Annotated in this window: 20 protein-coding genes, 1 tRNA gene and 1 pseudogene; 13 read left to right on the top strand and 9 right to left on the bottom strand. The window is 49.6% G+C overall.

Annotated features, from left to right (window positions below; genetic code table 11):
• Positions 1-402: 402 nt before the first annotated feature.
• The 3 genes from H6G89_RS14285 to H6G89_RS14275 all read right to left on the bottom strand — a co-directional run bounded on the left by H6G89_RS14285 (position 403) and on the right by H6G89_RS14275 (position 2,310).
• Positions 403-915 carry a methyltransferase family protein gene (locus tag H6G89_RS14285; RefSeq protein WP_190507312.1) on the bottom strand — a complete coding sequence of 171 codons (513 nt, stop codon included), beginning with the start codon at positions 913-915 and terminating at the stop codon, positions 403-405.
• A gap of 156 nt (positions 916-1,071) precedes the next feature.
• Entirely contained in the window at positions 1,072-1,254 is a 183-nt protein-coding gene (locus H6G89_RS14280) for a hypothetical protein (RefSeq protein ID WP_190507310.1), read from the bottom strand.
• A 111-nt stretch (positions 1,255-1,365) separates the two neighbouring features.
• Positions 1,366-2,310 (bottom strand): aldo/keto reductase, encoded by a 945-nt coding sequence (locus H6G89_RS14275; protein WP_190507308.1) that lies wholly within the window; start codon positions 2,308-2,310, stop codon positions 1,366-1,368.
• 144 nt (positions 2,311-2,454) lie between these two features.
• Between H6G89_RS14275 and H6G89_RS14270 the strand changes: the two genes are divergently transcribed.
• From H6G89_RS14270 to H6G89_RS14260, 3 genes are all read left to right on the top strand, one after another.
• Positions 2,455-3,888 (top strand): BCD family MFS transporter, encoded by a 1,434-nt coding sequence (locus H6G89_RS14270; protein ID WP_190507306.1) that lies wholly within the window; start codon positions 2,455-2,457, stop codon positions 3,886-3,888.
• Between the two features lie 13 nt (positions 3,889-3,901).
• The gene (locus tag H6G89_RS14265; protein WP_190507304.1) at positions 3,902-4,714 is read left to right on the top strand and encodes an inositol monophosphatase family protein; all 813 of its coding nucleotides are present in this window, start codon (positions 3,902-3,904) and stop codon (positions 4,712-4,714) included.
• A 95-nt stretch (positions 4,715-4,809) separates the two neighbouring features.
• The gene (locus H6G89_RS14260; protein ID WP_199336709.1) at positions 4,810-6,186 is read left to right on the top strand and encodes a glutamine synthetase family protein; all 1,377 of its coding nucleotides are present in this window, start codon (positions 4,810-4,812) and stop codon (positions 6,184-6,186) included.
• Between the two features lie 6 nt (positions 6,187-6,192).
• On the opposite strand, the gene H6G89_RS14255 is transcribed toward H6G89_RS14260, so the two are convergent.
• Positions 6,193-6,624: a hypothetical protein gene (locus H6G89_RS14255; RefSeq protein WP_190507302.1), complete on the bottom strand. Its 432-nt coding sequence runs from the start codon at positions 6,622-6,624 to the stop codon at positions 6,193-6,195.
• Positions 6,625-6,774: 150 nt separating this feature from the next.
• Here H6G89_RS14255 and H6G89_RS14250 point away from each other — a divergent pair, with 150 nt between their 5' ends.
• The 4 genes from H6G89_RS14250 to H6G89_RS14235 all read left to right on the top strand — a co-directional run bounded on the left by H6G89_RS14250 (position 6,775) and on the right by H6G89_RS14235 (position 9,699).
• Positions 6,775-7,272, top strand: a complete 498-nt coding sequence (locus H6G89_RS14250) for a nitrate reductase associated protein (protein WP_190507300.1) — start codon at positions 6,775-6,777, stop codon at positions 7,270-7,272.
• 302 nt (positions 7,273-7,574) lie between these two features.
• A complete protein-coding gene (locus H6G89_RS14245) occupies positions 7,575-8,129 on the top strand; it encodes a peroxiredoxin (RefSeq protein WP_190507298.1) in 555 nt (184 codons plus the stop codon).
• Between the two features lie 471 nt (positions 8,130-8,600).
• The gene (locus H6G89_RS14240) at positions 8,601-9,557 is read left to right on the top strand and encodes a TIGR04168 family protein (RefSeq protein WP_190507296.1); all 957 of its coding nucleotides are present in this window, start codon (positions 8,601-8,603) and stop codon (positions 9,555-9,557) included.
• A 57-nt stretch (positions 9,558-9,614) separates the two neighbouring features.
• A tRNA-Ser gene (locus H6G89_RS14235) sits at positions 9,615-9,699 on the top strand.
• Positions 9,700-9,713: 14 nt separating this feature from the next.
• On the opposite strand, the gene H6G89_RS14230 is transcribed toward H6G89_RS14235, so the two are convergent.
• Entirely contained in the window at positions 9,714-11,249 is a 1,536-nt protein-coding gene (locus H6G89_RS14230; RefSeq protein ID WP_190507293.1) for an ArnT family glycosyltransferase, read from the bottom strand.
• Positions 11,250-11,326: 77 nt separating this feature from the next.
• Positions 11,327-12,490, bottom strand: coding sequence for a ferrochelatase (gene hemH, locus H6G89_RS14225; RefSeq protein ID WP_190507291.1), 1,164 nt, complete (start codon positions 12,488-12,490; stop codon positions 11,327-11,329).
• Between the two features lie 169 nt (positions 12,491-12,659).
• Between hemH and H6G89_RS14220 the strand changes: the two genes are divergently transcribed.
• The 4 genes from H6G89_RS14220 to H6G89_RS14205 all read left to right on the top strand — a co-directional run bounded on the left by H6G89_RS14220 (position 12,660) and on the right by H6G89_RS14205 (position 14,899).
• A complete protein-coding gene (locus tag H6G89_RS14220; RefSeq protein WP_190507289.1) occupies positions 12,660-13,838 on the top strand; it encodes a site-specific integrase in 1,179 nt (392 codons plus the stop codon).
• Positions 13,839-13,985: 147 nt separating this feature from the next.
• Entirely contained in the window at positions 13,986-14,174 is a 189-nt protein-coding gene (locus H6G89_RS14215) for a CPXCG motif-containing cysteine-rich protein (RefSeq protein ID WP_190507287.1), read from the top strand.
• Positions 14,175-14,319: 145 nt separating this feature from the next.
• Positions 14,320-14,478 carry a hypothetical protein gene (locus H6G89_RS14210; RefSeq protein WP_190507285.1) on the top strand — a complete coding sequence of 53 codons (159 nt, stop codon included), beginning with the start codon at positions 14,320-14,322 and terminating at the stop codon, positions 14,476-14,478.
• A gap of 85 nt (positions 14,479-14,563) precedes the next feature.
• Entirely contained in the window at positions 14,564-14,899 is a 336-nt protein-coding gene (locus tag H6G89_RS14205) for an Hpt domain-containing protein (RefSeq protein WP_190507283.1), read from the top strand.
• A gap of 1 nt (position 14,900) precedes the next feature.
• On the opposite strand, the gene H6G89_RS14200 is transcribed toward H6G89_RS14205, so the two are convergent.
• Positions 14,901-15,308, bottom strand: a complete 408-nt coding sequence (locus tag H6G89_RS14200) for an ATP-binding protein (RefSeq protein ID WP_242059940.1) — start codon at positions 15,306-15,308, stop codon at positions 14,901-14,903.
• 184 nt (positions 15,309-15,492) lie between these two features.
• Here H6G89_RS14200 and H6G89_RS14195 point away from each other — a divergent pair, with 184 nt between their 5' ends.
• A complete protein-coding gene (locus H6G89_RS14195; RefSeq protein ID WP_190507279.1) occupies positions 15,493-16,623 on the top strand; it encodes a PP2C family protein-serine/threonine phosphatase in 1,131 nt (376 codons plus the stop codon).
• Positions 16,624-16,820: 197 nt separating this feature from the next.
• Positions 16,821-18,092 (top strand): tetratricopeptide repeat protein, encoded by a 1,272-nt coding sequence (locus H6G89_RS14190; RefSeq protein ID WP_190507277.1) that lies wholly within the window; start codon positions 16,821-16,823, stop codon positions 18,090-18,092.
• 26 nt (positions 18,093-18,118) lie between these two features.
• On the opposite strand, the gene H6G89_RS14185 is transcribed toward H6G89_RS14190, so the two are convergent.
• Entirely contained in the window at positions 18,119-19,849 is a 1,731-nt protein-coding gene (locus H6G89_RS14185; RefSeq protein ID WP_190507475.1) for an N-acetylmuramoyl-L-alanine amidase family protein, read from the bottom strand.
• A 322-nt stretch (positions 19,850-20,171) separates the two neighbouring features.
• A pseudogene (locus H6G89_RS14180) lies at positions 20,172-21,482 on the bottom strand (IS4 family transposase).
• Between the last annotated feature and the right edge of the window lie 202 nt (positions 21,483-21,684).

Genomic DNA, 21,684 nt, shown 5'->3' with positions numbered 1-21,684 from the left:
ATGATTCAACATCCAGTAGTAGCTCTGTCATCTGAACCAGGGTCATCCCCAGTATGTTGATTCAGATGGGCTGATAAACCAGCAGCTACTCCCTTTCATTTCTTAAGCAATTATACATAAGTTTATTGCAGTGAGCGATCGCCTCTTTCAAGAAATACAGAAACTTCATCTGCCGTGAGGGGGAGTAGGGGAGTGAGGGAGTGGAGAGTGGGGGGTAAGGGAGTGGGGGATAACGAAGGTTAAACAATTATCTGGTCATAGAAGTGCGAGCGTCTCGCTCGCGGGCAAGATGCTATAGGAATTGCCGAAATATTTCCTCAACTTCCATCATCACGTCTTTACGGTTCACCTATCACCCCCTTGCGGGGCGTGGCCCAGCCTTCACCCCTCCAACTACTGCTTTTAATACACCCACGGAATCAACTTCTTAACTCGTTGCTGATAAGCCGCATAGTCCGGATACTTCTCACTGAGCCACTGTTCTTCTTGATTGGCTTTGGCATTGAAGAAGACAAAGAACACCAGAGAGGCGATCGCGTGAGACAAACTGAGGTTAAACACTGCCCAACTTAGAACACCCAAAATCAAACCACTGTAGAGGGGATGGCGCACGATGCCGTAAACTCCCGTTTGCACCAGTTGACCATCCTCACGGGGATAGGGAAGTGGAGTCAGACTTTTACCCAGGTCGAGCAAGCCTTTGAGGAGCAAAATCAGGGCAAATAGCCCCAGAGCAAGGGCGATCGCCCACAGGACATACCGTGCCACTGGCTCCAGGGAAATCGGCACAGGTTGATAGACAGGCACAAAAAACATCGCTATGAACAGCACAGCCTGCGCCACTACCCAATACTCACCTCGCTGCCCCTGCCGCCATCCTTGTCTGGTAAACCCCCAATCCGTGAAGAGTTTCATCGTCTGACTCCTGCAATGCTGCCCGTTCTCTGCCTTCTCCAGCTATATCACGGATCTATAGCCGTAGCCACATTCGATGGGGCAGAGGCAAGTCAGGAAGCTTCCCCAGCATCAGGATTTGAGCCATTGCCTCTGCCTTAAGCTTTCCGGCAAAAGCTATAGCAGTCCTAAATCGATCGTGAAACCTACTCTTTCATTAGGCATTCGGCATTCGCCATTTGTGTATGACCAGCAACGATTGACTATTGACCATTGACTATTGACCATTGACGATTGACCATTGACGATTGACCAGCAACGATTGACCATTGACCATTGACATATCTCAGACTTCTTCATGAATCAAATAGGATGGCTATCTCTCTCCAAATAAAATATTGGAGACGCGATCGCCTCTGGCTATGGCTCGTAAGTTCTAGCTCTCCGGTTGGTTCGAGAAGTCAGAGATCGCTACCAATCGCGAGTCACCTGATCAATTTGTGCTCTCTCCTCATCGGTCATTGACCAACCCATTGCGCCAGCATTTTGCCGTGCCTGCTCTGCCGTTTTTGCCCCTGGAATGGGAATCACATTGCCCTGAGCAATCAACCAGTTGAGGGCAACCTGAGCAGGAGTTTTCTGGTAGCGATCGCCCACTTCCTGCAACACCTTCAGCACCGGAGTCAGTTTCGTTAATCCCTCCTGGCTAAAGCGGGGGTTTAAGCGACGCGCCCCTGTCGGTTCAGTATAGTTCTCAGCGGTGTATTTGCCCGTCAGCAAACCCTGCGCCAATGGACTATAAGCCAGGATCGTAATACCTAACTCACGAGCCGTATCCAGGATGCCATTACGCTCAATCTGCCGCGCCAGCAGAGAGTATTGCACCTGATTCACCGCCAGGGGAACGCCCCGCTTCGCCAGCAACTCGTGTGCCTCACGCATCTGTGCAGCGGAATAATTACTCACCCCAACGGTTTTGATTCTGCCCTGCTTCACCTCATCGGCAAGGGCATTCATCAAGGTTTCCTGCGACATGAGAAAGCCGAAGGGTTGGTGTACCTGATACAAATCCACCGTGGGCAGCTTCAACCGTCTCAGACTGGCGGTGAGGGCAGCGGCGACGGCATCTGCCGTAAACCGCCACGGCACTGGAAAATATTTAGTTGCAATGTAGACAGGTTGCTGCGATCGCTGCATGAACTGTCCGATCAGATTCTCTGACTCACCAAAGCCGTAGATTTCAGCCGTGTCGAAAAAATTCACACCAGAGGCGATCGCCTCATCAAACGCCCCCTGTAGCTGGTCAGCGTTGTAATCTTTGCCGTAGCTCCAAAACAGTTTGTCGCCCCATGCCCAGGTGCCGATGCAGAGCGGGGGAACAGTAGGGCCGGTTGCGCCAAGAGTGAGGGTTTGCATGGGTCAAGCTTTACACAACTTAATATTCTTCAGTGTATCGCTATCTCCTGAGTTTCAGGGGCAATTAACCACAGTGCCTTTCAACCTTTATCCTAAAGAAGGAGAAGACTGTTCACAGCGATCGCTCTAAGGTTGGATTTCGCCATGACAATCGGTAATTCAGAGACAAACCTACCACGCGCCAATACCCTCAGCGAAATACCCAAAACAACGTTACTAACCATGTTTCGGTTAGGGCTATTCCAACTGGGTCTGGGAATGATGTCAGTCATGGTGTTTGGGGTGCTCAACCGGGTTTTGATCCGAGAATTAGGAGTGCCCGCAACCCTCGCCACGGTCATTCTGGCATTGACTCTGTTTGTGGCTCCGGCACGAGTCTGGTTTGGGCAACTGTCTGACACCAAACCTCTGTGGGGAATGCATCGCACAGGCTATGTATTAATTGGCGCAGCTTCTATGGCAATCATTGCGTTTATTGCGGTGCAGGTGATGTGGCAGGTCGGGAGCAATTTGCAAACCCAGGGATGGACAGGTGTCACCTATGCCTGGACTGCCCTCCTCGCCGTTTTGTTTGCGCTATATGGCATGGCGGTAAGTGCCTCCTCGACTCCCTTTGCAACCTTGCTGGTGGATGTCACTGATGAAGAAGACCGTTCTCGCATCGTCGGGGTGGATTGGTCAATGCTGATCGCAGGAACCAGCATTGGTGGCATTGTCATCGGTATTTTGCTCAGACGAGTCGGACTGGATGCCCCATTGGAAGTCTTGCAGGCGGCGATTAACCGTCTATTCCTGATTATTCCGCTGGTGGTCTTTGGTTTAGCGTGGATCGCCACCTGGAACGTGGAGAAGACTTACTCTCGCTATGCCTTGCGGGTGGGTCAGGTGCATAACAAAGACCAGATTACCTTTGGTCGAGCATGGCGCATTTTGACAGCTAACCGCCAAACGCAAGTCTTTTTCACGTTTCTGATTGCCATGACAATGGGGCTTTTCATGCAAGACCCTGTCCTGGAAACCTACGGAGCCGATGTGTTCAACATGCCCATTGGTTCCACGGCAATGCTCACCTCTTTCTGGGGTATTGGCACGTTAATCGGCATCAGTAGTGCTGGTTTTTTGTTAGCTCCACGCATTGGTAAACGCAATACCGCCAAGTGGGGATGCATTTTGACAACCATTTCCCTAATTTGGGTAGTGTTGGCAGGCTTTACCGGAAACTCGGCTCCCCTGATTGCAGCATTGCTCGTGTTTGGCTTGGCATCCGGTGTAACCACAACTGGAGCGGTGACCCTGATGCTCGATTTAACCGCAGCGGAAACCGCAGGCACGTTTATTGGCGCGTGGGGATTGGCGCAAGCCCTGGCACGAGGTATGTCTACGATCGCCGGAGGCGCATTTTTAGATCTGGGTCGGCAACTAACCCCTAATCCAGTGCTGGCATATTCGGTGGTTTTTGGCGCACAGGCGGCGGTGATGCTGCTGGCAATCTGGCTGCTGCGTCGGGTCAACGTGCAGGAGTTCCAGACCAATGCACAAAAGGCGATCGCCACTGTACTCGAAGCTGAAATGGATTAAATAAGGACTCTGGATGGCTGATTTTTGGACAGATATTCTCACCTTCGCTGAAACCACGACCCATCGCGTGGGAGCGCAACTGCTCCAGGACTTTGGGCAGGCAACAGCATCGGAAAAAGCCGATGGTAGTTTAGTCACCCAGTCCGACCAGTGGGCAGATGAAGAGCTACGCGGGGCGATCGCCACTGCCTTTCCAGAGCATGGGGTCTTGAGTGAAGAAGTGGCTCACATCTTTCCAGATACGGAGTGGTGCTGGGTTATCGACCCGGTGGATGGCACCACTAACTTTGCCCGTGGCTTACCTCTTTGGGCGGTGTCCCTGGGATTGCTGTATCGCGGCACTCCCGTGTTTGGCTATGTGCATCTGCCCCCGTTGGGTCAGTCCTTTCACGGGTTCTGGTATGGTGATTCCGGTTTAACCGGGCCCACCGGAGCCTTTCTGGATGGTCAGCCGATTCATGCCAGTGCGGATGCCATCAGCCCCAACCATTTCTTTAGCCTCTGTGCTCGCAGCATCGCCGTACTGAAAAACCCTTTTCCTTGTAAGATCCGGATGTTGGGAGTTGCCACGTACAACTTGCTAACCGTTGCTGCCGGAGCGACGTTGGGCGGTGTGGAAGCCACCCCTAGAATCTGGGATATCGCGGCGATCTGGGCAATCATACAAGCTGCCGGAGCCGTATGGCACCCCCTGGAATCAGAACCCATCTTTCCTCTCAAACCGGGACAAGACTACGGCAAGCGATCGTTCCCTACGCTGGTGGTGAGTCAACCCGATTTAGTGCCCGTGTTTGAGCCACTGGTTCACTTCCTGAGTCAGAAATAACTATTCAACGGTAGCCTTCGATACTCAACAACTCAACTTTTTGCAGGAGTCTCAATTAGAGATCTAGTAGCGCAGTTGCAGTAGGAGCGATCGCCATGGTGATGGAAATGGTGCCAACCGGAGAGTTACGAGAGGATCAACAAGTCAATGGGGGAGATGCGATCGCCCAATTTATTGCGCAACTGAAGGAACAGAAGATTGAGTACGTCCGGTTTGAGTTGCCCGACCTACACGGGGTTTCTCGCCTCAAAGTCATCCCCATCGACAAGGTCGAAGGCTACACCCGCAAAGGTTTGAACTTTTACGGTGGCACGTTGGCACTCGATACAGCTTCAATGGTCGTACCAAACTCCGGTTACCACAGTGAACGCAAATATCGCGACCATCTGATCTTCCCCGATCTCGACAGTCTCACCCCAGTTCCCTGGCTCGACAACACCGCCAAAGTCATCTGCGACCCCTACTGGAGCCGAGAAGAACCCCTCACCGTGGCTCCCCGCTATGTCCTCAAAACCCTCCTGCAAAAAGCAGCAGATCTGGGGTTCGACGTGATGATGGGTCACGAGTTTGAGTTTTATCTGTTAACGGCTGAGAAAAAACCCATCTTCGATGGCTTACACATCTTCAACCACATCCGTAACCAATACGTTCCAGAAATCGATCAAATCCTGGAATACCTGCGGGGGTCAGGCGTAGATATCATCACTCACAACTGCGAATACGCGCCTTCCCAGTTTGAGATCAACTACGGTGCGTCAAAAGGTATTTTGGGCGCAGACAAAGCCTTTACTTTCAAAAATGCTGTTAAGGAAGTTGCTCATCGGTTGGGCTACCATGCCACCTTCATGTCAAAGCCCTTCGCTGGGATGTCGGGCTCCTGCTGCCACTTCCACCTCAGCCTGTGGGATCGCAACACCGATGCCAACGTCTTTCTAGATCCCACTGCGGAACATGGGCTTTCCAAAACTGCACGAGCTTTTATTCAAGGCATTCTTGACCATGCTCCGGCAATGTTGCCATTTATTGGACCCACCCCAAACTGCTATCGTCGCCTCAAACCTCACACCTTTGCTCCCTCCAATATCAGTTGGGGCATCGAAGACCGCTCTGCCATGATTCGCGTCAAGGCAACAGGCGACGAAGGCACGCACCTGGAGATGCGAGCCGCTTCTGCCATTAGCAATCCCTACTTAACGGCAGCGGCAACACTGGCAGCAGGACTTCTGGGAATTCAGAATGAGCGTGAGCTACAGCCCATGGTGGATGGTCCCAGTGAAGACGATCCCTCGTTGCCCAAATTCCCGCAGACGTTGGATGCGGCTTTAGAGGCACTGGCAGCAGATTCTGAGATGCAGGCGATGCTGGGGCAGGACTTCTGCAACCTGTTCAGCACAGTCAAGCAGTTTGAGCTAGCTCGGTTTCACGACCATCTCACCGATTGGGAAACTAACGAATATATGGATGTCTATTAGAACGAGCTATTGCCCAAAGGCACGTTTGACCTGTGGTCGTAGCAGGTAATAGACAATCACGCCAGAAATCACCAACTGAATGACTGTCCACCCAGCATTTGCCGGCGCGGTGAACAGTCCAAACAGGTTGCTTAAAATGCCCAAAATCTGAAAGACAAGGGTCACAATCCACGCCCAACCATACAGCTTGAATAGACCATAGGCTAACAGCAGACCAATTAATCCGCTGATGATGACAATAATTCCCGTAAAGGTTGCAATTCCAGAGAGAACCTCTGGGGGAATAGTTTCACCCGATTGTTGAAATTCAGGGGTTTCAACCAACATCTGTAGAAACTGGTCTTTAAAGACCAGAACCCCAACTCCAATGATTAACGTTATAGAACTCAGGATTGCTTGGAGCACCGCAAGAATAGTGACCCCTGTGGGACGGTTCATAAATCATGTTGTGGTGAATGATATTTGAAGCGTATCACTTCCAAAGGGTATCAGAAGCAGTTCCTCGTTGGCTCCATGGATTTGCACTCGATCAGACCAAAGCGATTTAACCTGAAATAAATTACCTAAATCCATGCCATCTAATCGCTCATGGAACCGTCTCAGTCGTCTAACTTATTTCAATTTGAGGCAGATTTTGCCGACTCTCTACGGTGTATTCCTATGCGAGTGCGTCTCAAGCTCGACACCTGCGGTATCAAGCTCAAACTTCCTCAGTGGAACCAATTTACAGTAAGCGATCGCCAACAACTGCTTGATCTCCCCTGTGACAACGAAGCGGACATTGCAGCCTATCGAGCAACTCTGCAACATCTCATTCAAGACCGGACAGGCGAAATCGCAACCGACTTGGCGATCGATCCTGTTCCAGCGTGGAATGATCCCACCACCATTCCTCAAAGCGTGCAAGAGCGAGCCACGGAACTCAGCGTTTCTCTGTCTCAACCCCAATGGGCAATGCTCGCCCCTGATCAACGCTTTGCTTTGATTAAACTCAGTCGCTCAGAGCACGAACACCGTAACTTTTTGCCTGCACTGAAGGAGTTTGGAGTCGTTAATGGTCAGGAGTCAGGAGTCAATGGTCAATAGTCAATGGTCAATAGTTAATGGTCAATAGTTAATGGTCAGGAGGCAGGGGTCAGGAATCAAGAGGCAAAGGTCAGGAGGCAGGAGTCGCCTGTTGGTAAGACAATACGCAGTTTCGGGATTGCTGATCCAACGTATGAATTTCGTAGGGGCGTTTCGCGAAACGTCCGTACAGCAGTAGTCAGTTTTTGGAAATCATACCTACATCCAGCAACGCCCAGTTTCATTTGACGATGCAGCCTTGGCGAGTGGTACATTAAAGTTGCTGAAACATTTCGCAACATTTCTCTTACATTTAAATCTCTATGCTGAGTCGTCGTGCCTTACTACAAGCAGTGTGGATTGGCTGCATTGCTGTTCTCTGTTCTCTAGGAGCGATCGCCCCGGCGTTTGCGTTGGGCGGCACCCAACCCCCACTTAATGAACCTGCGCCTGCGTTTACGTTGCCCACCAATGTTGGGGATGGCGAAATTTCCCTCAGCGACTATCAGGGTAAATGGGTCGTCGTTTACTTCTATCCCAAGGACTTTACCTCTGGCTGTACACTTGAGGCGCGTCGGTTTCAGCAAGACCTGCCAAAGTATCGCGATCGCAACACTGAAATTTTGGGCATCAGTGCCGATGATGTCGATTCTCATGCTGAGTTTTGTGACTCTGAAGGATTGCGCTTTCCCCTCCTTGCCGACACAGACGGTTCCGTCAGCAAAGCCTACGGTTCCTGGTTGGGGGTTGCCTCCCTGCGACACACCTACATCATTGATCCACAGGGCATCCTGCGTGAGCGATTCTTAGGAGTCAATCCTGCCGTTCACAGTGCTGAGGTACTGGCTCGGTTGGAGGAGTTGCAACAAGAGAGCTAAAGGATAAAGGCTGAAGGATAAGGGATGAGGGCAAGAAAGTTTCAAAAGTAATAAAGCTAGACTTTAAGAAACAGCTCGGCTTTTATCCTTCATCCCTCATCCTTTATCGTTTTTAAGAGTGTGCCGGAGCATGAGTTGGGGGCTGACCCATGCCGATCGCTTCTCCGAGAAGTTGGTGCAGGGATGATCTTTGGCTGATTCAGGGCTTCCTGAGCATCTCCACGATTAGCTAACAGGGAAGCGACAGAAATCAGTTATCCGGCATTGCTTAAAATCAAGCTTGTAATATTCATACTACAAATACTACAAGTCCTGTAAAGGGATGTCAAGTCCTTAGTTATTTTCTATGACAAAGAAATATTATCTCAAGTAGCTCCTATCTACTTGCCTTCTGCCGTTGCTATGCCCAGAAAGGTAAGCACCGTTTAGCAAAATTGCCTATTCTGGAAAAGGACGTGCAAACAAACAGGTATGAGTAATCAACGGGAAGCCGAGCAGCAGGATCACATTGTCACGATCGCTGTGGTTGGCGATGTTCATGACCAGTGGGATCGGGACGATGAACGTGCTTTGAAGAGGCTCGGTGTCGATCTGGTGTTGCTGGTGGGCGATTTTGGTAACGAAGCGGTTAACCTGGTGCGCTCGATCGCCAATCTCTCAATTCCCAAGGCAGCTATTTTGGGCAATCACGACGCCTGGTACACAGCAACCGATTGGGGCAGAAGCAAGTGCCCCTACGATCGCACCGTTGAAGATCGGGTGCAGCAACAGTTGGATCTGCTGGGCGAAGCGCATGTGGGCTATGGAAAACTGGATTTGCCTCACCTGGGGTTAAGCGTTGTAGGGGCGCGTCCCTTTAGCTGGGGTGGCTCAAGCTGGAAACATGATGAGTTTTACCGCGATCGCTACGGTGTAACCAGCTTTCAAGAATCCGTTGAGAAAATTGTGGGTGCCGCTCAACAAACCGCATCCGACACCATCCTTTATCTGGGGCACTGTGGGCCAACGGGGCTAGGCGACCAACCGGAAGATCCCTGTGGTAAGGATTGGCAACCGATTGGCGGTGATCATGGTGATCCTGACTTTGAAGAGGCGATCGCTGAAACCCGCCAACTGGGTAAAGTGGTTCCCCTAGTGGCGTTTGGGCATATGCACCACCAGTTACGACACACCAAACTGCAATTTCGGCGGGCGGTTCATGTGGATTCTAAAGGCACGGTTTACGTCAATGCTGCCTGTGTACCACGCATTATTCCTACTGAAGAAGATTGCCTGCGAAACTTTACGATTGTCACGCTCAAGAATGGGTTGGTGTTTCAAGTGGCACTGGTCTGGCTGAATCAAGACTTTGCTATCAAATCAAAACAGATCTTTCATCAACAACCTTTCCCAGTTGTTGAAGAGACGGAGGAACTGGCATCAACTTAAGATCGGTTGGAGGCAAGTTTCACAAATCGATTAATATCCTCTAAGATAGGAAAGCCTGGAGAGGTGGCAGAGTGGTCGAATGCGCTCGACTTGAAATCGAGTGTACCGAAAGGTACCGAGGGTTCGAATCCCTCCCTCTCCGTTCTCAGAATTCCTTTAACTTCCCTGTGGCAGATCCTTGATCAGATAATGCTCTGCGATCGCCGTTGGGTCTGATCTGGAGTAGGCTTTCGCGTAGGTTCGCGTGTAGTTTTGCCGCAAAAATCGATAGATTCCCCGATGGCTTTTAATCTCTTGAGTGCGGCGGGCTAACACAACCTGTTCCGGGCGATAGGTCTGCAATACCTCCAGCAGATTGTCATAGGTGAAGTTGCCAGCAGCAAGGCGTTTGTTCGATAGCACTGCCACTTCTGGCGGCACAGGTAACGCCGCATAAAACGGAATAATGGGGCGATCGCTAAACACCCATCGGGTCTGATCCCGATGTTGCTCCAAAATTTCCACGATCTCCCATTGCGATGAAGGTCTGCCCCAGGGACTGGCAATCTTGGCGGGGATCGAGGCGATCGCCACCCCCATCAAAATCAGTGCCACCCCTGGAATGACAATCCTTTTGACATTCAAAGATTGCATCCAATCACGCCATTCTGCCTGACGGAAAAATTCCACTGCGATCGCGACTCCATACGCCGCTAACCAGGCAAGCGGAATCGATAGTAGCAGGTAGTGGTGATACCAAATTGGGCGATGGTTAAGCAGGAGCAACAACGCCGTGAGAAACCAGGCAAACGGAAACAAGTCTGCCCAACGGCGTTGCAGAAACAGGGATAACGTGGCGATCGCTGCCAGTCCAACTAAATCCAAATCATTACGAATAATCGATAGTAAATAGGGCACTCCATTTGTTGCATCATATTGATTTTTGATGGAGTCCTCTACGTGTGATTGCCACAATTGATCGTAGTGAATGGAATTGAATAAACCACCGATTGCCAGGTAAGTGATAGCCACACTTCCTAACCATAAAGCCACTTTTTTAATAACGGAAGACAAACTATTTTGCTTATCTTGATCTGCTTTTTTGATCGCTTGCTCCGGGATTAGGATCAGTAAGACCACAAGTGGAATCAGAAAAACAGTGAATAATTTCACCTGTAGAGATAAGGCTAATAAGCCCCCCGACAAAATCAGCAAAATCTTGTGATGATATCGCTGATATAACGTCAGAATGTAGACCGACAGAACTGCCAACGCCAGCGATGGCAAGCCAATCATGACAGACACACTGAGCTTGGCATATGACCATGACAGCATTAGAAATAGACTACCTAACAAAGCCGGAAGTCTACCTAATTTGTCCTTTAGAATTTGATAAAAAGACCCAATTAATAGAATTGAAAACCCCAAGATTAACAGGCGGGTTGCAACGACAGATGACCCAACAATGTTGAACCAAGCTGACAGAATAACTGTTAATAGCGGTGGCTGATCATTCCAGGTTTCTGTATAAAGTGGAATACCTTTCCAATACAGAAATGCTTTCATCAAGTTGATGCCTTCGTCGTTATCGAACTCAAATGTCCTTCCAAACGGAATGTCGAAAACGACCAGGAGAATCAGCAACAGAGGAGCTAATAGATCGAGCGCAATTACCCTGAACCTCTGCCTATCGAATTTAACGTGAGACAACATCTCAGTAGCCTAAGCGGATGGATCTAATTGGTGGCTCATTGTACCTCCACCCACCGACTGAGTTAAAGCAGCCCAATCTAAAGCAACCCAACGAAATGAAGGGGACCATGTCCGCTAATTAGCTCGATGATCAGCGCAATAAAGCCCAACATCGCTAAACGTCCGTTCCAGACTTCAGCAGTCGTAGTCAAGCCCCATTCCCATCGCTCTGGTGGATAGATCTTCACTTGCTTTTGAGGTCGCATCACGGTACTCAACCCCACAGGTGGATTGTTGAGGGCATTTACAACCATATTGGCGAGATCTTCAATAAAAACCGGATGCGTATTCAGTGCCGGAACCCGTTGAAAATGGTGAATTCCAGCTTGTTCCGCAATTTCTCGATACTCGATGTCAATTTCCTGGAGGGTTTCAATGTGCTCGGAGACGAAACTGATGGGCACGACCAAGAGATTCTCAACGCCTTGAGCAGCTAACTCAGCGATCGCATCCTCTGTATAGGGTTGTAGCCACTCCACTGGACCCACACGGCTCTGATACGCCAGAGTGTGCGCATTAGGGCGATTCAGCGTCTGCATGATCAACGCCGTACACGCTTCGATCTCTTGCTGATAGGGGTCACCTGCCTCCTCAACGTAACTCACAGGCACACCATGAGCACTGAAGAAAATATGAACGGCATCGGGGTTAGGAAATTGGTCTAACTCTTGGGCAATCAACTGAGCCATCGCCTGTAAGTAGCCAGGGCTGTCATACCAGGAGGGGATGACCGTATGCTCCACCTTTTGCAGCGCAGGGTCTTCTTTCCAGAGGTCATCTAACAACCGAAAACTAGAACCGCTCGTGCTAATCGAAAACTGAGGATATAGGGGCAAAATCACGAGTTGATCAACGCCATCGCGCTTGATGCGGGCGATCGCCTCCTCCGTGAACGGATACCAATAGCGCATCCCCACATAAACCTGCGCGTCGTGTCCCTTGTGCTTCAGGGCTTCCTGCAACGCCTGGGCTTGCTCTTCCGTGATGCGGCGCAACGGAGAACCGCCCCCAATCTGCTTATAGTTTTCCTGCGACTTGCGGGCGCGAGAGGTCGAAATAAACCATGCCAGGGGCTTTTGCAGCCATGGGAAAGGCAACCGGATGATTTCTGGGTCAGAGAACAGATTAAATAGGAATGGACGAACGTCCTCCAATTGATCTGGTCCCCCCAAGTTGAGCAGTAAAACCCCAAAACGACCCATAGTGATTACACGTTCCCTAGCGTTTTAATATTTTTCAATAATTTTAACAATGGAAACCCTATTGCAAACATCTTGCAACAGCAAAGACTCTATCACACCTATTAGAGTTGTTTATAGCTTAAATTCACCTTAAAACTTAGCCCTATCTAACCTCCATTTTCAACATTTCATGACGGATTTATCTTCCATTGACACCCGGATTTTGCAGATCAATCAACGCCTCAAATCGGCACAGTTAGGCTTGCAGGTCGAACGTCGGGGTGAAAAGTTGAGCCTGCGGGGAACGTTGCCTCCTCGTCCGGGTAGCGATCGCCTGCGTCCCCATCAACAACGGCTCAGCCTCAACCTTCCTGCTACGCCCACTGGGTTGAAACAAGCAGAGCAAGAAGCCAAGATCATTGCTGCACAACTCATTCAGAATACCTTTAGCTGGAAACCTTATCTGATGGTGGGCGGAGGCAAACGGCTCAACCAGATGGATCTGGCAGAACAGGTTCAAGCCTTCCAGCAACACTTTTTGGCACAGTCTCACCGCACCAAAGCCGCTTCGGCTAAAGCGACCTGGACAACCGCCTATGAACCCTATTTACGAAAACTACAGGCGATCGCCCAGTCCCGCTCCAACTTGAGTCTGCCAGAAGCAATCTACGCCACCGTTCAAGCCACCAAGGCTAATTCCCGCAGTCGGCAAATCTGTTGCACTGCTCTGGGAGCCTTCGCCAGCTTTTTAGACATCGAGTTACCCACCGACCTGAAATCGTTTTGGGGGAATTATGGCGTGAGCCAAACCCAAGCCCGCGATCTGCCCTCCGATGAAGAAATTTTGGCTGTCTACGACACCATCCCCAACCCAACCTGGCGATTTGTCTACGGCATCATGGCAACCTATGGTTTGCGAAACCATGAGGTTTTCTTTTGCGATTACACTGCCTTGCAACAGGGTAACCGAGAAGCCTCGATTGAAGTTCTCGACACGACCAAAACAGGACATCATGAAGTGTGGCCCTTTTACCCGGATTGGGTGGAGCGATTCAACCTGCGCCAGGTTGAGTTACCCCCAGTAAACACAGATCTGACCCAAACCACCCTGCAACGCATTGGGCAATTAGTTAGCGTGCAATTTCGGCGGTACAATCTGCCCTTCTCCCCCTATGACCTGCGCCATGCCTGGGCAGTGCGAACAATCCACATTGGCTTACCCGATACAGTCGCCGCCCGGATGATGGGGCACTCGGTTACGGTTCATACCCGCACTTACCACCGCTGGATCACGCGGCGCGACCAACAACAAGCTGTAGAAGCTGCGCTACATCGATCGCAACTAGCATCCTTGTCTACCAAGCATTAACGTCTACCAGGCATTAACAAAGTGGGTCAACCTCAGCATTTTGTGGGATAAAAAACAGATCACAACCCACCAAATCCTCACTAAAACCCTACTTGTTTGGAATTATCAAACTGACAATAATGATTAAAGTAAGCCGACCTCGTAGTAATGGAAAATACAGCCGAGTTTAGTTGTGCCTATTGTGGTGAGCCTAACCTGACCTTTGTGGATGTGAGTGCCGGAGGGCAACAATCCTATGTGGAGGATTGCCAGGTCTGTTGTCGTCCTAATGTTTTGTATGTTGTGATTGATGAGGATACATTAGATATTGAGATTAATAGTGAATACGAAGGATAATCACTGTTGGTCTGAGATCCAGCAAGACAGTTTAGAGAGCTATTCAATCAGCTAATTCTTCCAGAAATTTCGGTTCTGGTATGTAAATAGATCATCAGTAGTTCTGAATATCAGGTTTATACCACTACTCAAACAATCATCAATAATGGAGTTTTTTCTACTCGCTGTAAGCTTATTCCTGACTTTGCTATTTGTGGACTTTATATCCGTAGTTCAACACGTTTTAAGCTGGTTTAGCTTACCGGGATGGGGCAATCTCGCGATTATTTTGGCACTGTTTGCCTGGTTGATTGCAGATGAGTAGGGACACAGTGGTCATCATGCAAGCAAACTTGAATTGATTGCATCTAGTTAACAAGATCTGGATCAAGGATTACGGTTAATCACGAATGATAGATTGGGCGCATCTTCACCAAATTGCTGATGGCAACACTGCCTTTGAGTTAGAGTTACTCCAACTCTTTACGACTGATACTCACACTCAAATTAAACAGTTGAGGCGAGCGATCGCCCTTGAGGACTTCCTGGAAATCAAACAAATTGCCCACCACATTAAAGGAGCGAGTGCCAATATGGGCATTACATCAATTCAAACTACAGCCGACTTACTAGAAGAGCAGGTTTTCTTTAAAGAAATAACAACCATCAACCCATTCGTAGAGAGCTTGGAACAGGCTCTAAAGCAATTAGAGGAGTTGATTGAATCGCTATCTATTAACAATTAGCCTAAAATTTCTTGATGACTAATAAGCAATTTCGTTCATCATCCGTTCGAGTGTAGGTTAATACATCTGCCATCCGTTTCATCAACTTCAGACCTCGTCCTCCTTCGGCTTCATAATTCACCTCTTGCGACAACTTAGCCAGGGTTTTTTCCAAGTCAAATCCTGCTCCAACGTCCCAGATTCGGATTTCTAAACAACCATCTGAAATCGTCACTTCAATGTCGATCGCCGTATCGTTCGGTTGACCTCTATGGGCATGACGAACTGCGTTTGTAAACCCTTCTGCTAGCGCAAGTTGGCACTGCAACCAGACTGGATGTGGAATCATGGAATGGTTAAATTGATCAAACCATGCTAAAACTTGAGCCAGAGCATGAAGATCGGTATTAGCGCGAAGTTGAGCTTTCAAAGGTGATTGCAATTTACAAAATCCTTTCGCTGAGGGATTATTAATTGAACTCTACTGCTTTCCTTTGTAGCTTCAATCCTATCAATTACCCAACAGCAAATTTAGCTTCTCTAAGCATAACTATTTAAAAAATCAGGGTCTAAGACAAATCAATTATGAACTTTTAAATAATGATGCAGTAATCATGGCTCAAATTCTCGTCATTGATGACGACCCAACGATTCGGTTGATTCTCAAGCGATCGCTCAAAACTCACGGCTATGAAGTCATAGAAGCCACTAATGGCGAAGAAGGGATTACTCTAGCACGACAACTTTGTCCAGCGTTGATCATCTGTGATTGGATGATGCCCATTATTGATGGGTTAGAGGTTTGTCGCCTGGTCAAAGCTGAACCAACCCTCTCGGCTACCTTCTTTATTTTGTTGACTGCACGAGGAGCACTGGAGGATCGAGTCAAAGGGTTGGATACAGGTGCAGATGATTTTCTCTCTAAACCCATTGAGATCAGCGAATTGCAAGCCCGGGTCAGAGCAGGGTTACGCCTTCATCAGGTCAACATTGATCTGCAACGACAAAAGCAGATTTTAGAAGCCGAATTTGCAGAGGCAGCAACCTACGTGCAATCTCTTCTACCAACATCCTTTACAGGCAAAGTATCCCTCCATTCGCGCTTTATTCCGTCGCGACAATTGGGAGGTGATTGTTTTGATTGTTACTGGCTCGATCCAGACTATTTAGTCATGTATTTGTTGGACGTGTCGGGGCATGGCTTGGGGGCTGCTTTGCCCTCAATTACAGTGTTGAATTTGTTGCGATCGCAATCCTTACCTGATGCTAATTTCTATCAACCCCATGACGTATTGCGGGTGTTAAATGAAACCTTCCAAATGGACAGCCAAAATGACAAATATTTCACCATCTGGTACGGGGTTTATAACCATGCAAAACGTCAGTTAACCTACGCCAGTGCAGGGCATCCTCCAGCAGTTTTAGTATCACCTACCGCTGACACAACCCCACAGGTTAAACAGTTGAGAACCTTTGGGTTGCCTATTGGTATGGTTGCCGATACGACCTACAGTAGTGAGCGTCAGGATGTTCCGGTAAACAGCACACTGTATGTGTTTAGTGATGGTATTTATGACTTTAATCAAACAGATATGGATGCCTGGGGGTTAAACCACTTCATTCATTTACTCACAACGGTAAACGATACTTCTGACTTAGATGAAATTCTTAGAAAAGTAAGAGAGTTAAATCAAATTGATACGTTTGATGATGATCTCTCGCTGTTAAGACTAAATTTTAATTAACCAGTTTTCCACACATTTAATACAGAGTAAGTCTCTTGATTAGGAGAGGTTTAACTCATTCCGATGGTTCAATTATTAGTTCTAAATCTATTTTTCTCTTGACGTGTTCTTATTGGGAGTGTCTCGGCTAAACTAAGGTTAGTTTTTGCTGACCAAGGATTACGATAAACCCGTTCGACACTTCCATCCAAACCCATATGCTGCGTCGGTTATTTCCCCTCTTGCTCACCCTCTCTCTGGTTTCAGTTCCTACTGTTGTTGCTGCTCAAAGTATTAATGATTTATATCAGCAAGGTATCGCAGCAGGCGAGTCAGGCAATTATCAAGAAGCTGAACGGATTTTTCGCAGGGTTATCCAACTCGATCCCACCGATTCTAGTGCTCACAGTAATCTGGGAAATGCCCTCTACGAACAGGGCAACCTGATTGAGGCGATCGCCAATTACCGCCGTGCCATTCAACTTGACCCAACCAATTCATTTGCTTATGGTGGCTTAGGGAATGCTCTGTATAACCAGGGAAATCTGGTTGAGGCAATTGCAAACTTCCGTCGTGCCATTGAGCTTAACCCAGATGATGCCTATGCTTATGCCGGGTTGGGGTGGGCATTGGGTGACGAGGGCAATCTTCGTGAAGCCATCACGACCCTTAGACGTGCTATTCAACTTGATCCAGGCTATGCCTACGCTTACAGCGGACTAGGAAGCACGTTGCATATGCAGGGGAATTTGACTGAGGCGATCGCTAATTACCGCCGTGCCATTCAACTCGACCCTAACTATGCCTATGCTTATGCTGCTTTGGGGGATGCCTTGTATGACCAGAGGAATTTGACTGAGGCGATCGCTAATTACCGCCGTGCCATTCAACTCGACCCCAACTATGACTATGCTTTTTTTGCTTTAGGGTTGGGGTTGGCTGAAGAGGGCAACCTGAGCGAAGCAGCCATCAACTATCGCCGTGCTACCGAAATTGACCCGGACTATGCCAATGCTCATTATGGCTTGGGACTGGTTCTGCACAACCAGGGGAATTTAAGTGAGGCGATCGCCAGCTATCGTCGGGTGATCGAACTTGACCCAGACTATGCTCCTGTTTACATTGACCTGGGAAATGCGTTAGCGGAACAGGGTAACTTGAGCGAAGCCATTGACAATTATCGTCGGGGGATTCAACTGAATCCAGGCAATGCGTTTGCCTACAACAATTTAGGATTAGCGTTAGAGGACCAGGGCAACCTGAGCGAAGCCATTGACAATTATCGTCGTGCCTTAAGTTTGCCTGATCAATCAGGTGTCCCTACCAGTGCTCACACTCTAGCTCATAGTAATTTAGGGTATGCCCTTCAGCAGCAAGGTAATCTAGAGGCAGCGATCGCCGAGTATGAGCGGGCACTGGCAATTGACCCAAACTATTCGTTTGCTAAAGACAACTTAACCGAAGCACGACAGCTATTGCGATCGCGTTGATTTTGTCCTGACAACGCCAGGGATTCTCAACCTTTTAACCATTCCTCAATGCCATCTGCCAGCGTGTCTGCCAACCGACGTTGAGCGGTGGGGTCAACAATCCACTCAAACTCGTTGGGGTTGATCATAAATCCCAATTCGAGCAACACGCATGGGGCGATGGTGGGGCGCGTCAGGGCGAGATTATTCCAAAACACCCCATAGGAGGGGCGATCGCCCTTTTCCACCAGATAATTGTGCAGAAACACGGCAAGGCTGTGTGCCTGGGTGTTGTACCAAAAGGTGCCAATTCCAGCGGTGTTTTCTGCGTCGCCACTGTCGGGTAAGGCGTTGTAGTGGACACTGAGGGCGATCGTCGGCTCTAGCTGCTCAATGGCACTCACTCGATCTTGTAGAGGTAAATCAACATCAGTTGTGCGGGTTATGGCAACTGTTGCTCCCCGTTCGATTAGCTCATCGCGCAACAGCAGTGAGACTGCCAGAGCTACATCCTTTTCGGGGTATCCCGTGGGTCCACGTGCTCCTAAATCTTCAGGGCCACCATGCCCCGGATCGAGCAGAATAGTAGCTCCTGTAAGCGATCGCCCCGATAGCACGGGAGGATGCCGCAATTTCAAAATTAGGCTGGTGCCCTCATAGCGCAGGCTGTAACCCCACTGCTGATTTGACTTCAGGTTGAAAGTATATTGCGCCTTACCGGGAGCGGGTTGTTGCCAATCGAGTCGTTCGATCAGGGGGTCATCGTTCAAAAAAATGGTGTCGGTTTGAGCGGTGATGTTGTGCAGGGTCAGTGTGAAGGTGCGATCGCCCTGTTGTACGGTCACGGGGACGGGCACCTGCAACGGGAAAACAATCTCCGTCGCGCCTTCAACCTGGCGAGACGTGACTCCGCGAATCAGCGTCTGAGGCAAAGCGGCGTTGGGCACCACTTGCACATCAGTGCCCCGAATCCAGGCTCCATAGTCGAGTCGAAACCAGTTTCCCTCTCGCCCGGTCACAGCGGCTCTTGTCCCTATAGGCAGGGGGGTTAAACGAGAATAGTCGGTGCTGGGTCCTGTACGCGCCGTCCCGGCTGAAATCACTTCAATCACCGTTGGGTTCGTTGGTGAAAGGATCGTCACTCGACCGGGAGCCATTTGCTGAATGGTCTGACCACCCGACACCAGTTGAAACTGGGGTTGCCCTAGATCACCAACCTGGTTGAACGGAGCACAACCCCGATAAGGTTGGGCAGTGTTCGTTGCAATCGGTTGGCTCTGATCCGTGAGCACTGCTGAGTTGGGAGGTAGATCCGTTGCGTTGCTTTGCGGCAACACGGGAATCGTTTGCGTGCCTACAGTCACCGTGACTGTGGCATTGGCTGGGGCGATCGCCTCAAAACAAATGGGTTCTCCTGGCAAACGGGCGATATCAACGACTGGAGTCAGCGACCCCTCTGCAAAGGCAGTTCCCGTTGGAGTGACGGGTGCAGTCGATTGGCGGTTGACCCGAATCGTCAACTCCTGGTCACTGTGACGCAGAGTAAATAAATTGTCGCCCATCTCCAGCGGAAAACTGGGAGCAAAATGTCCCGCAGGACTGCGGCGAATCGGTTGCCCGTTGACCGTTACCTCACCGTCGGGGGGAGCCGTTCCAATCAGGAAAATTTTGGCAGCCGTTGTCTCATGCCCATCAGGCGGATATGCCACAAACAACGGTTGATCAGCCAGAGCGATCGCCCCGCTCAACACCGTGACCAGAGCAGCGATCGCCCCCATCACCCAGAATCTGAGTGGCTTTCCCAACCAACGACGGAAGTTAAACACCGATTACACCTGAAAGAGAAGAAACTAAGAGGGAAAAAGGATGAACGATAAAGGCTTATGAGCAAGGATGAACGATAAAGGCTAAAGGATAAGAGGAAAGAAGAAAAGAGATGGTTTTTACAAAAAAATTTTGGGCTTAGAAGTGATCTGCAAATGAAGTTTTTAATCCCTTTTGTATCTTAAAAGGAGATTGGTAAATCAATTCCCCCAGATTGAAAAACCGATGCAATGAGTTCAAGAACCAGGCATTGGGGGACACCACTGCCCATTGGTGTCAAGTTAAGGTTTCAGCCCAGATGTCAAGGGACTGAGCAGCAATGTATCGATGTCGCTTGCGTTGAGCTTTGAGCAAGCCAAAAGACTGGTGGTATTTCACCAGGAACGGGATGAGGGTCTCTGCTCGGTTTTGTTGTCGGGCTCGACTGAAATGATAAAAGGAGCGGAAGACCATTTCGACGGAAATGCGTTCTAAGGGTTGGTTGAGGGCAACTGCCAGTTGGGCACAAGTGTCCATCAACAGGGCATAAAACATCCAAGTGGCATACAGTTGAATTTTGATGCCGTTGGCACCGCCGACCCACAGATAGGCTAAGCCGAGCAACCGCTTGGTGAGTAGGAAGGCTTCCTCAATGCGCCAACGGCGGGCATAGAGGTCACACACCTGTTGGGCAGAGAGCATTTGGGGGTCCAATACGTTGGTGAGATACTGATGCCAAGTCGTTCCCCACAGCACAGAGACGCGGCGTAACGGGTAACGGCACGGATTGGAACGGTAGAGACCCAACTGCACAATCTCATCGCGATAGCGAGGACCTTGAGCGAGGACCTGAACGACGCGACCTGCGGTTTTCTGTCTCCACCGCGTGACAAAATACTTGCCTGCCTCACTAAAGGCATCAAACCAGACAAAATTGAAGAAGCCTAAGTCGAAGATGAGCAAGCCGCCATTGGGCAATCGCTTGATTAACTCATCGTTCCAGCGTTGGTCGTGGGTGTTGGCATCCTCTGTGTACCAAGCGGCAACAGGGCGACAAGAAAAAGCTTCCACCACCATCATCATCTTGCCCCCTAGCTCACGGACATTCTCCTGGAGCGAGTGGAGTTTGTGGGCAATCGCTTCCAGCGTTGAGCCATCGGCTAGCCAAATCACACCAAACTGCTGCACGACCGCTTGCCATTGAGCTGGAACCACTCCAGGATTCGCCTGCACTGACATCCGTTGCACAACCTGCTCAAACAATTGAGCAAACAACAGGGCAGGTAGGGTCCGCAGTCGCTCTTATAACGCTTGCCGTGTCACGCGCTGGGCATCCACCCACATCAATCCCTCTTGCTCCAAAACCCGCAGCACCTCGCTCAGTCCGCTCATCTGCCGATACACTAAGCTCAATACAATCGCTACCATCACAGGTAACGTCAAAACTCGGTCGCGTAAGCTCCGCTCTTTGTCCTGCACCCTTTTGAGAGTGGCAAACGTACCAGGCGTTAAATACTCCCGCAAGCGAACTTCCAGCTCCTCATTACTCGGACCAGGAGCACTGACAGAGCGCCGTAAATCAGGATTGCCGTTCCGTGGGTTGCCCATTGATACTAAACCCAACATCGTCATTTTTACCTTATTCCTGATTTACTTACCCCTTGACAATTGCTGCCGTTTCTTAACTTGACACCAATGACCACTGCCTCCCCCAAACCCCTTAGCAGAAGGTGTTTCAGTGAACCCAAAGACGCGCTTCGCATCGATTCCAAGTACGGGTGCTTTTGGTGGGGTCAAGCCTTTAACAAAG

The organism is Oscillatoria sp. FACHB-1407 (assembly GCF_014697545.1).
Classification (GTDB): domain Bacteria; phylum Cyanobacteriota; class Cyanobacteriia; order Elainellales; family Elainellaceae; genus FACHB-1407.
This window is presented reverse-complemented; position numbering and strand designations above follow the sequence as displayed.